The 10,625-nt window shown below is 70.8% G+C and carries 8 protein-coding genes; 3 read left to right on the top strand and 5 right to left on the bottom strand.

What is annotated here, in order from left to right; translation table 11 throughout:
• A partial coding sequence (locus tag E1193_RS25795) for an L-lactate permease (RefSeq protein ID WP_132185780.1) occupies positions 1–871 on the bottom strand: 871 nt, incomplete at its 3' end.
• A 261-nt stretch (positions 872–1,132) separates the two neighbouring features.
• Between E1193_RS25795 and E1193_RS25800 the strand changes: the two genes are divergently transcribed.
• Positions 1,133–1,675 carry a DapH/DapD/GlmU-related protein gene (locus tag E1193_RS25800; RefSeq protein ID WP_132185781.1) on the top strand — a complete coding sequence of 181 codons (543 nt, stop codon included), beginning with the start codon at positions 1,133–1,135 and terminating at the stop codon, positions 1,673–1,675.
• A 786-nt stretch (positions 1,676–2,461) separates the two neighbouring features.
• Here the strand turns inward: E1193_RS25800 and E1193_RS25805 are convergent.
• The 3 genes from E1193_RS25805 to E1193_RS25815 all read right to left on the bottom strand — a co-directional run bounded on the left by E1193_RS25805 (position 2,462) and on the right by E1193_RS25815 (position 8,057).
• The gene (locus E1193_RS25805) at positions 2,462–5,404 is read right to left on the bottom strand and encodes a tetratricopeptide repeat protein (protein ID WP_132185782.1); all 2,943 of its coding nucleotides are present in this window, start codon (positions 5,402–5,404) and stop codon (positions 2,462–2,464) included.
• Between the two features lie 63 nt (positions 5,405–5,467).
• Positions 5,468–6,772 (bottom strand): glycosyltransferase family 2 protein, encoded by a 1,305-nt coding sequence (locus tag E1193_RS25810; RefSeq protein WP_165945825.1) that lies wholly within the window; start codon positions 6,770–6,772, stop codon positions 5,468–5,470.
• A gap of 16 nt (positions 6,773–6,788) precedes the next feature.
• The gene (locus tag E1193_RS25815) at positions 6,789–8,057 is read right to left on the bottom strand and encodes a nucleotide disphospho-sugar-binding domain-containing protein (RefSeq protein ID WP_165945827.1); all 1,269 of its coding nucleotides are present in this window, start codon (positions 8,055–8,057) and stop codon (positions 6,789–6,791) included.
• A gap of 183 nt (positions 8,058–8,240) precedes the next feature.
• Here E1193_RS25815 and E1193_RS25820 point away from each other — a divergent pair, with 183 nt between their 5' ends.
• Entirely contained in the window at positions 8,241–9,143 is a 903-nt protein-coding gene (locus E1193_RS25820) for a proline iminopeptidase-family hydrolase (protein WP_132185784.1), read from the top strand.
• Between the two features lie 9 nt (positions 9,144–9,152).
• Positions 9,153–10,109, top strand: a complete 957-nt coding sequence (locus tag E1193_RS25825) for an ACP S-malonyltransferase (RefSeq protein ID WP_132185785.1) — start codon at positions 9,153–9,155, stop codon at positions 10,107–10,109.
• A 1-nt stretch (position 10,110) separates the two neighbouring features.
• Here the strand turns inward: E1193_RS25825 and E1193_RS25830 are convergent, their stop codons facing one another.
• A complete protein-coding gene (locus tag E1193_RS25830) occupies positions 10,111–10,359 on the bottom strand; it encodes a phosphopantetheine-binding protein (protein WP_132185786.1) in 249 nt (82 codons plus the stop codon).
• Between the last annotated feature and the right edge of the window lie 266 nt (positions 10,360–10,625).

The following is a 10,625-nucleotide window of genomic DNA, read 5'->3' on the forward strand; positions in this document are numbered from 1 at the left end:
GCCAGGGGTCGGCACGGTCCCCAGCGGACGTCGCGTCGGTCACCTGGTCAGCGTTGCGCCGGGGTGGCCACACCCGCGCGGTCCCCGCCACGACCGCAGCGCTGACCAGTGCGGCGACGATGTCGGCCAGCGCCGCCGAGGAGTAGTTCGAGGTGAGGAACTGGGCCAGCGCGAACGACAATCCGCAGGCCATCGCCACGTGCCAGGTCTCACGCAGCCCTCGGCGACCGCCGACGATGCCGACCAACAGCAGCGGAACGAACAGCGCGATCACCGGCACCTGGCGTCCGGCCATCGCGCCCAGGTCGCTCGCCGGCAGGTCGGTGACCCGCGCCAGCGTGGTGATCGGCAGGCCGAGCGGCCCGAACGCGGCCGGCACGGTGTTGGCCACCAGCGCCACGGAGGCCGCCTTCATCGGATGGAAACCCAGCGCCAGCAGCATCACCGTGGTGATCGCGACCGGGGTGCCCTGGCCGGCCAGACCCTCCAGCAACGAACCGAAGCAGAACGCGATGACCAGCGCCTGCACCCGCTGGTCGTCGCTGACCTTGGCGAACGAGCGCCGGAGCACGTCGAAGTGCCCGCTGGTCACGGTCATCCGGTAGATCCAGATGGCGGTGCCGAACGTCCACGCGAGCGGGAACAGCGCGAACGTCGCGCCCTGGCTCGCGGTGAGCAGCGCTTGTCCGGCCGGCATCGAGTACGCCACGATGGACACGAGCAGGGCGACGGCGAGCGCGCCGAGCGCGGCCAGCCACGCCCGCACCCGCACCACGCCGAGCAGCAGGAACAGCGTGACGATCGGCGACCCGGCGACGAGGGCGGTCAACGCCAGCGAGTCGGCGAGGTGATCCAGGGTCGGACGGTACACGCGCACCTCCGGACGGCAGCACGTCGTCGGCGGAGCGCCGTACGAGAATGCACACAGTGTGCTCCGGTTGAATACGCCGGCTCTTCTCCGAGATTGCCCCAGTGACCAGCGGGTCAGGTCACGGCTCGCGCGGCGCAGCGGCCGGGGCCATCATGATCCGACAACAGTCTCCGCATATGATCGCGCTTCCGCTCGCCTCGTGTTCATGGCGGTTCCGCGCCGCAGTGGCTGCCGGTGTCGTACACCGGAAAGGATCGTGGCATGTCCAGTGACCGTCTCATGCGCATCCACAGCGCGGAGTTCCAGGCCATGGCCGAGAGGGTCCTGCGGGTCACCGAGCTCACCTCCCGCCTCAACGTCCTGCCCTTCGAGGACGAAGCGGGCAAGGCGGACCTGTTCGAGCAGATCCTCGGCAAGCCGCTGCCGGCGAGAGTTACGATCTATCCGCCCTTCTACACGGACCACGGCCTTCACCTCGACCTCGCCGAGCGTGTGTTCATCAACCAGAACTGCACGTTCCTGGACTACGCCGGCATCCGGCTCGGCGAGCGCGTGATGGTCGGACCAAAGGTCACGTTCGTCACCGTCGGTCACCCGGTCGATCCCGAGGAGCGGCGGGGGTGGCTGAGCGGCGCGCCCATCGACGTGGCGGAGAACGTGTGGATCGGCGCCGGTGCCACGATCCTGCCCGGCGTCAGCATTGGCCGTGATGCCGTGGTCGCCGCTGGCGCGGTCGTGGCCGATGACGTTCCGCCGGCAAGTTTGGTGATCGGTAGCAAGGCAACGGTGCGCCGACAGTGGTGACAACCTCTCCGGGGCCACGCCGAGCCCGGACTACGGGCAGTCAACCACATCGGAGCCCTGGCACCCCTTCCTGGGACAACTGGCTCCGGTCCGGGGCGACGAACCAACGTCGCGGCCACAGTCACATCGCCCCACAAAGCCACGGACACCGAAAGCCCACGCGCGTCACCAGCACATCGAGCGAGCTCTCGGCCTTGACCGGCGTGCGCCGAACCTTGCGCAGGCAGCCGCCACGGGCCGTTGACGGCCGGACACCCGATGAAGGACCCTGACCAGTTTTTCCCTGGTCAGGGTCCTTCATCGTGCTGGTCATGGGTGGGGGCCGGGACCAATACGGGTTCGCACGACGCGGAACCCCAGCGACTCGTAAATGCGTGGGCCTCGACTCGATGGACGGGAGACAGGATCTGGATCTTGTAGCAATCCGCAGTGCGGGCCAAGGCAAGTGCGAACTCGACGAGTTGAGAACCCACGCCACGGCGCCGCGCCGTCCGCCCGAAAAGCACGTTCTTGCGGCCACGAGCGCCGCCTGGTGGGTGTCGACTGTAGACTCCCTCAGCGTCGCGAGTATGGTCGCGCTCGCAGGGACACCCCAGGTGAAGTTCGCCGCTCACGACCTCATCCTGGCCCCTCCCACGGTGGAAGAGCCCAGCCGCTAGCCCAGGTGTGGAGGGCGGTGGCGCAGTTAGAGGGTCAACGGGCGGCGTGAGGCGTTGATTGCCAACTCCACCCGGGAGCTGAGGCCGAGCTTGTCAGGATTGGTTCATCGTCACCCGCCGGAGGGCCTCAGCCCGGCTCGCCGGGTGACTTGCGGGCGCGCTCGATGCCGTGCTGGGCGCGGGTCTGCTCGTCCCGGTCGCCGGTCTCCACCGCGAGTGCCAGCGCGGCGTTGTGGTGGTGCAGCGCCTCGGCTGGCCGGCCGGTGGCGTGCAGCAGCTCGCCCAGCCCGTTCAGCGCGCTCGCCTCGCCGTAGCGGTGCCCCAGGTCGCGGTACATCGTGAGGGCCCGTTCGAGGTTCTCCCGGGCCTGCTCGTACCGGCCGATCTGGATCTGAGCGGTGCTGGCGTTCGCCAGCGTGGTGGCCTCGCCGTAGTGGTGGCCGAGCTTGCGGAAGAGGACCAGTGCCCGCTCCAGGTGCTCGGCCGCCTCGTGGTGTCGGCCCAGCTCGTTGTAGAGGTCCCCGAGGTTGGCCAGGCCGATCGCCTCGCCGCTGTCCTCACCGATCTCGTGGAAGATGGTCAGCCCGTCCTGGAGGTTCTTGCTGGACACGTCGTGCCGGCCGAGGTGGCCGTTCGCGGTGCCCAGGTTGATCAGGGAACCGGCCTCGCCGTACCGGTCGGCGATCTGGCGGTAGGCGGCCAGCGACTGCTCCTGATAGCGCACGGAGAGCCGGTAGTCGCCCAGCCGCTCGTGGACGATGCCTAGGTGCGACAGCGTACGCGCGATGCCGTAGCCGTCGCCGGTCTGCCGGTGGAGGGCCAGCGCCTCCTCCAGATGGGTGATGGCCGGCCGGTACTGGCCCTGGAGCCGATGCACCGAGCCAATGTTGGTCAGGGCGTGGGCCTGCCCGGCGGCGTCGTCGATCCGGCGGGCGGCGTGCAGGGCCTGGGCGTGGATGGTGAGCGCGTCGGCGTAGGGGGCGGACTCGAGATAGCGGAAGAGCGCGGTGGAGAGCTGGATCGCGTGCGTCGGCCAGTCGTGGGTGGCGGCGTACGCGCAGACGACGGTGAGCGTCGTGAGCTCGCCGTCCAACCAGGCGCGCGCCTGGGCCGGGTTCCGGATCGGTGGCGTGGGGGTCCCCGGATCCGCCACTTGGGGCCGGTGGTGCCGGTCACCCGGGTGTAGCACGTCCATCGCGACGACGATGGTGAACAGGTAGTGGTCAAGGAGCCGGCCGATCGCCCGCGCGCGGTCGGCCGCGGTGTCTTCCGCCTCGCTCAGCTCGGCCGCGTACGCGCGCAGCAGGTCGTGCATGCTGAACCGCCCGGCCCGTGCCGGCTGGACCAGGTGGGCCCGGGTGAGCTGGGTCAACATCTGGTCGGCCTCGGGTAGGTCGGCACCGCTCAGCGCGGCCATCGCGTAAGGCCCCACACTCGGGCCGGGGTGGGTACCGGCTCGGCGGAACGCCAGCGCCACCCGGTCCGGCAGGTGCCGGTACGACCAGGAGAACACCGCCTGGGCGGCGGCTCGGGGGTCGCCGCCGGCGTCCAGTCGCCGCAGCCGGCGCCTCTGATTCTCCAACTCCCGCACCAGGTCGGCCAGGCGGGTGGTCGGCTGGGTGCTGGCCAGCTCTGCGGCGAGTCGCAGCGCCAGGGGCAGCCGGGCGCACTGCTCGGCGAGCACCGCGGTGGCCTGCTCCTCGGATTGCGCCCGGGCGCCGATCAAGCGGCGGAGCAGGCTGGTGGCGTCCTGGGTCGTGAGCAGGTCGAGGCTGAGCCGGTGGGCGCCGTGCAGGCTGACCAGGCCGGCCAGGCTGCTGCGGCTGGTGACCAGTACGGCGCAGGATGGGGCGCCGGGCAGCAGCGGCCGGATCTGGTCGGCGCTGGCGCCGTTGTCCAGCACCACCAGCGCCCGCCGGTCGGCCATCTCGGTGCGGTATCGCTCGGCCCGGCCCTCCAGGTCGAGCGGGATGCTGTCGGCCGGCACGCCGAGCGCGGTCAGGAACCGGACCAGGACGTCACCGGCCGAGGCCGGCTGCTCCGGGTCGTAGCCGCGCAGGTCGACGTAGAGCTGGCCGTCTGGGAACCGGGCCCTGGCCCGGTGCGCCCAGTGCACGGTCAACGCGGTCTTGCCCACCCCGGCGGTACCGCAGACCACGCAGATCGGCATGCCCGGGCCGTCTTCGGCCAGCAGTGTGTCCAGTTCGCGCAGTTCGCTCACCCGGCCGGTGAAGTCGCGGATGTCCGCGGGCAGCTGGGCCGGCACCGGGTGCGCCGCGGGCGGCCGGGCCGGTGCTGCCGGAGCGGTGTTGGTCAGCAGTGCGGTGTGCGTGGAGGCGAGGCTCAGGCCGGGATCCACCCCCAACTCGTCAGCCAGCCGGTGCCGGGTGGCGTGGTAGGTGGCGAACGCCCGACCGCGCTGCCCGACCGCGTGGTAGGCGCGGATCAGCCGGGCCTGCGCGTCCTCGTCCAGAGGCTCGGCGGCGGCCGCCTCCTCCAGCAGCGGCAGGGCGTCCGCGGCCATTCCGATATTGATCATCATGTCGCCGCACCGGGCCAGCACGCTGCGCCGCTTCACCTCCAGCGCGATTACCTTGGGGTGCCGGGCAAGCGCCGGGACGTCGGCGAACGGCGGGCCTTGCCACAGCCCCAGCGCCGCGGCGAGCAGGGCGGCCGCCTGCCGCTCGTCGCCCTCGGCGCGGATCTGCATGGCCGTCGTGACCAGGCTGTGGAACCGGGCCAGGTCTAGCTGGCCGCCAGAGAGGCAGAGGGCGTACCCGTCGCCCATAGATGGCAGGATCTTGCTCGGTGAACGGGCCGGCCGATGCGGCTCCAGCAGCCGGCGCAGGTGCTTGATGTGGGTTTGGATCACGTTCGCGGCGCTGGCCGGTGGATGCTCGCCCCAGAGCGAATCAGCGATGTCGGATCTGTGCACGGGTTGCCCGTTGGCCAGCGCCAGGATGCCGAGAACGGTCCGCCTGCTCGTGGCCCCGAGATCGATTTCTTGCCCGTCCCGCCAGATGCGGACCGAGCCGAGGACCTGGACTAGCACGCCTTCGCCCGCACGCATGCCTGTGATCCTATAGACGCTATTGACTCTGCCTGCCCGTTGGCGAACGGGTCCGGGGGAGACTCAGCCCGCCCGCTGGCGCACGGTGATTCCGGTAATCCCCGACCCGGCGTGCTCCACAGTCACATGGAACGCCGGGGCGAGGGCCCGGAGCAGATAGTCGATCTCGGCGGGGGTGCGCATCGCGTCGTGCGGCACCTCGGCGCCGGCGGTGTGCACCAGCAGGACCTGGACGGCGGCCCGGGTCGCCTCGTGGAGGAAGTCACACAGGTCGTGCCACTGCAGGCAGCGCCAGACGTCCACACTCACCACCCGGTTCAGGGCGCCACCGCCGGCCGGGATGTTGACCCCGATCAGGTGGTAGTTGCCCGATCCGGGCGGTGCCTGGTAGTCGAAGGTCAACGCGCCCTCGGGGACCGGCACCTCACCGGTTCCGGTTCCGATCAACAGGACCTGGCCGGTGGGCGGCAGCTTCCGGGCGAGCCACGGCCAGACCGGGGCTAGCCGGCCGGTACCGGCCTTGACGCACTGCTCGATCACCGCGCGGTAGTAGCGGACCTTCGCGGAAACCTCGGGTGCCGGCAACATCGACTGGAACTCCCAGTCGATGTTGTTGTGTAGCCGCCGCAGCACCGGCCTGTTCTCGAACATCTCCTGGTAGTAGCTGACCTGGTCGCGGTGCTGCGGGAGGTGGTAGGAGACCGCGCCGAGGTCGTACTCGAACGCCTCGGCGCGCCGGTCGAGGTGCTGGTACACCCGGTAGAACAGCTCCAGGTCCTCCCAGCCCCAGCGCTTGCCGAACTCCTCGTTGAAACCGCCCACCGCGGTGAGCAGGTTCCTGGGCACGGACGCGTTGTTGGAGTGGGCGAACAGCCATGGGGTCTGCATGCACCCGGCGATCTCCGCGGCGTCCAGGCCGGCGAACTTGATGTCCTGGTGCCGCGTGGCGAGCAGGTCCGGCGGGATCGGCTCGTCCCGCAGCAGCAGCGCCAGGTGCGGCCAGTCGATCTCGTGCCGGTTGCCGAGCAGCACGTACGGGCCGGTCCGCTCGGTGTGGAACGCGTGGTGCCGGGCGAGCAGCTGTGGATCGGCGTAACAGTCGCTGTCCAGGAACAGGACCGTCGCTCCGCTGGCCAGTGCGATGCCCGCGTTGCGGGCACCGGAACGCCCCCGGCGCTGCGGAAGGGTCTCCACCCGCAGGTTCAGGCCGGGCCCGTGCCGCTCGATGCCCTCGTAGCCGCTCAGCCGCCCGTCCTTGACCACGATGATCTCGAACAGCTCGGCCGGCAGGGTCTGCCCGGTGAGCGAGCGCAGCGTGAGTTCCAAGCAGTGCGCGTCGTTGTAGGTGGGAATCACCACACTCAACACGGCGGTCTCCACTCGATCAGGCGCCTCGGTGCCGAGCCGCGGCGAGTTCCAACTCCGGAACGATGTCGTTCATGGTCGGGCTGGCCAGCATCTCCCGCTGTACCTCGCGGGCGGACGCGAGGAACGAGGGCTCCGCCAGCAGCCGGGTCACCCGGTGCCGGACCGCCTCGGCGGTGACTTCCTCCAACTCCAGGAACAGGCCGTAGCCGCGCTTCTCCTGGGCCAGCGCGGAAACCCGCTCGGCCCAGGTGGTGCCCGGGATGATGAGCTGCGGTACCCCGTTGACCACCGCGTTGCCCAGCGTCGCCCCACCGCCCTGGTGCACGATCGCCGCGCAGCCGGCCAGTAGTTCGTTGAGCGGCACGAAGTCGACCGCGCGGACGTTGTCCGGCAACCGGGGCACGTCGGCCAGTTGTTCGGCGTTGAGCGTGGCGACCACCTCGACGTCCAGGTCGCGCAGCCCGTCGAGCAGGCTGGCCACTGAGGTCTCCTCCTGCCCGTGCACCTGGCGGGCGGAGACGCCGAGGGTCACGCAGATCCGCGGCCGGGTCGGCTTCTCCAGCAGCCAGTCCGGCATCGGCAGCGGCCGGTTGAACGGCGCAAACCGGACCGGTACATAGTTGACGGGGAGGTCGTACCGGATGCACGCGGGCCCGGGGTCGATGCTGGCCAGCCCGAACCGCAGCCGCTCGTCGAACGCGCAGCCGTGCCGGTCCAACCACTCGGACATCCAGGTTACGAGCGGGTCCGGCTCCCGGCCGGCCGGATCCACCCGGCGCATCAGGTCCCGGTACTGGAACGAGATCCGGGCGGTCTGGTCCGCCGCGATCAGCATCCGCATGCTCGCCGCGCCGACCGCCTGGGCGATCAGCGGCCCGGCGTAGACGATTGGATCCCAGATCACCAGGTCCGGCCGCCACCATCGGGCGAAGGGCAGCACATCGTCCAGGAAGGACTCGGGTGCCGCCCAGCGGAGGGCCCAGGCCCACATGTCGTAGACAGTGCGGATGTAGTCGTCGGTGTACTTCTCCGGCCGGCTCTCGGAGATTTTGTACGCCGAGTCCATGCCGCCCTCGCTGTCCAGCCCGCGGGCCGCGCGCCGGTGCCGGGCCAGGTCGAAGTCGTCCCCGAACCACATGGTGGAAAGGCCGGTCTCCAGGAACGGCTCGACCTCGGCCGGGTTGTGCTGCACCACGAAGCGCACCTCGTGTCCGGCCGCCTGCAGCGCCCAGCCGATCGGCGCGACGCCGTAGATATGCGTCCTGGTCGGGAAGACCATCAACATGACTCGCACGGCGGCCAGCGTAACCAGGCCCCGGCCGGGCCAGGGCCGGTGCGCGGCCAGGTTAGGGGGCGTCCGCCGGCCGACCCCATAGGGGGCTGGCGAGCCGGTCGACCCCGCGGCTAGACAGATCCGGGTGGGCCCGGTCGGGCGGACCCTTGGCTTCTGGCGGTGAGGTGATGTCGCGTGGCTGTGGCGCCCGACGCCAAGGGCTGGCTGCCCTACCACGAGTTTCGCACCTGGTACCGGGTGACCGGATCGCTGGACACTCCGGCTCCGGCCGTCGTCACCATCCACGGTGGACCGGGCAGCAGCCACGACTACCTGCTCGGCCTGTGCTCGCTGGCCGCGGCGGGTTGGCCGGTGGTGCACTACGACCAACTCGGCAACGGCGGCTCGACGCACGTGAGCGACCGGGGCACGGAGTTCTGGACCCCGCGGCTGTTCCTTGACGAGCTGGACAACCTGCTGCACGGGCTCGGCGTGGCCGGCAACTACGTGCTGTTCGGGCAGTCCTGGGGCGGCATGCTGGCCGCCTGCCACGCCGCGGACCGGCCATCGGGGCTGCGCGGCCTGGTGATCGCGAACGCGCCCGCCTCGTACGTGCTGTGGCGCCAGGAGATGGCGGTGCTGCGGGCCGCGCTGCCCCCGGATGTGGACGCCACGCTGCGCCGGCACGAGGCCGCCGGGACCACCGACAGCGACGAGTACCGCCGCGCCATGCGGGTCTTCTACGACCGGCACGTCTGCCGGATCGTGCCGTGGCCGCCGGACTACCTGGCCTCGTTCCTGGAGACCAGCAACGACCCGACGGTGTATTCGGTGATGAACGGGCCGAGCGAGTTCCACGTCACCGGGACGCTGCGAGACTGGTCGGTGATCGACCGGTTGGCCGACATCGCGGTTCCGACGCTGGTCATCTCCGGCCGGTACGACGAGGCCACCCCGACCGCTGTCCGCCCGTACCAGGAGCACATCCCGGACGTCAGGTGGGAAATCTTCCCGGAGTCGAGTCACCTGCCGCACCTGGAGGAGCCGGAGCGCTTCCACCGCGTCCTGGTCGACTTCCTCCACGGGCTCCGCGGCTAGAGCCGAAGGATGCACACAGTGGACGACGAGCGCACCGCGACCGCGGTGGTGTTTCCGGGGATGGGGCCGACCCGGTTTCCTGACGTGGGCCGCTTCCTGGTGACCAACCCGGTCGCCCGGCGACTGGTCGCGATCGCCGACGCCCGGCTCGGCTACTCGCTGATCGATCGGTTCAGCGAGGCCGAGGGGGACTACAGCGAGTACGCCCAGGTCGGTTTCCTGGTCAGCTGCCTGGCCCTGGCCGAGTGGGCCCGGGACGAACTCGGGGTACGGGCCGATGTCTGTGCCGGGCCAAGCTTCGGGGGCAAGCCGCTTACCGCGTTCGTCGGGGCGCTGCCGGCCGACGAGGCGATCTGGCTGACCGCCCGGCTGGCCCGGTGCATGGCCGAGTTCTTCGCCACGGAGCACCGGGACGTGGTGACCGTCTCCGTGGTGCGGACCCCGGCGGAGCGGCTGGCCGAGGTGCTGGCCGATCTCGGCGAGCGCGGCGAGTGGTACGACATCTCCTGTTACCTGGACGACGACTTCGCCATGGTGTCGCTGCGCGAGCGCGCCGTCGAGCGGTTCGAGGCCGGCGTGCGCCGGGCGGGCGGCCTGCCGCTCTACGCCATGCGGCCGCCGATGCACTCGGCGGCCTTCGGCGCGCTGCGCCGCAAGGCCGAGGACGAGGTGCTCGGCGACCTGCCGTTCGCGGATCCGCGAACGGCCGTCGTGGCCGACCAGGACGGGTCGGTGGTACGCACCGGAGAGGGGATCCGGGCCATGTTGCTGGACGGCATCGACCAACCGATGCGGTGGCCGACCGTGCTGGCGACGCTGCGTCGGCTGTCCGTCGGGACGGTCTGTGTGGCCGGGCCGGACAGCCTCTTCGGCCGAGTGCCCGCCACCACCCGGAACTTCCAGGTGCTGGCGGTCAACCCGAGACTGGCCCTGCTGCCCCGGCGCCGGAACGCGGTCGCCGGGTGACTCACTCGGCGGCGCCGGTCAGCCCGGACAGCGTCTTCCACAGGATGGCCGGGGTGGCGAAGGTCTCCAGCGACAGCGCCTGGTCGGCGAAGCGCACCTGGTACTCCCGCTCCAACTCGGCCAGCAATTCGACCGTGGCGAGCGAGTCGAGGCCGAATTCACGCAGCCGGGCGTCCTGCTCCAGCGGCTCGTCCGGCGACAGGAACGGCAGATGCCCGCGCACCAACTCCGCGAACCGGTTGTCCCACATACGTCGCTCCGATCGGCGATGGCGGTCCGGCCGGACCGGCCGGACCGGCTCGATCCAGGACGCTACCGGCCGGGCAGGGCGGCGGAACCCCTATTCATGACGGAGGTCGAGATGGCCGAGACGCCGAGCGATCCGCTCTACGCCCGGTTCCTGCGGGGACTGACACGGTCCGGGCGGGAACCCGCGATCCGGGTCGGTGACCGGTGCGCCAGCTACCCGGAGGTGCACGAGATGGCGCTGCGCTGGGCGGGCGCGCTGGTGGGGAC

This window comes from Micromonospora sp. KC606 (genome assembly GCF_004348675.1).
Lineage (GTDB): Bacteria > Actinomycetota > Actinomycetes > Mycobacteriales > Micromonosporaceae > Micromonospora.

What these genes read in the sequence shown, in the direction of transcription:
- E1193_RS25805 (WP_132185782.1), bottom strand. Translation starts at nt 5,404, where the DNA reads ATGCGTGCGGGCGAAGGCGTGCTAGTCCAGGTCCTCGGCTCGGTCCGC.
- E1193_RS25800 (WP_132185781.1), top strand. Translation starts at nt 1,133, where the DNA reads ATGTCCAGTGACCGTCTCATGCGCATCCACAGCGCGGAGTTCCAGGCC.
- E1193_RS25830 (WP_132185786.1), bottom strand. Translation starts at nt 10,359, where the DNA reads ATGTGGGACAACCGGTTCGCGGAGTTGGTGCGCGGGCATCTGCCGTTC.
- E1193_RS25815 (WP_165945827.1), bottom strand. Translation starts at nt 8,057, where the DNA reads ATGTTGATGGTCTTCCCGACCAGGACGCATATCTACGGCGTCGCGCCG.
- E1193_RS25825 (WP_132185785.1), top strand. Translation starts at nt 9,153, where the DNA reads ATGCACACAGTGGACGACGAGCGCACCGCGACCGCGGTGGTGTTTCCG.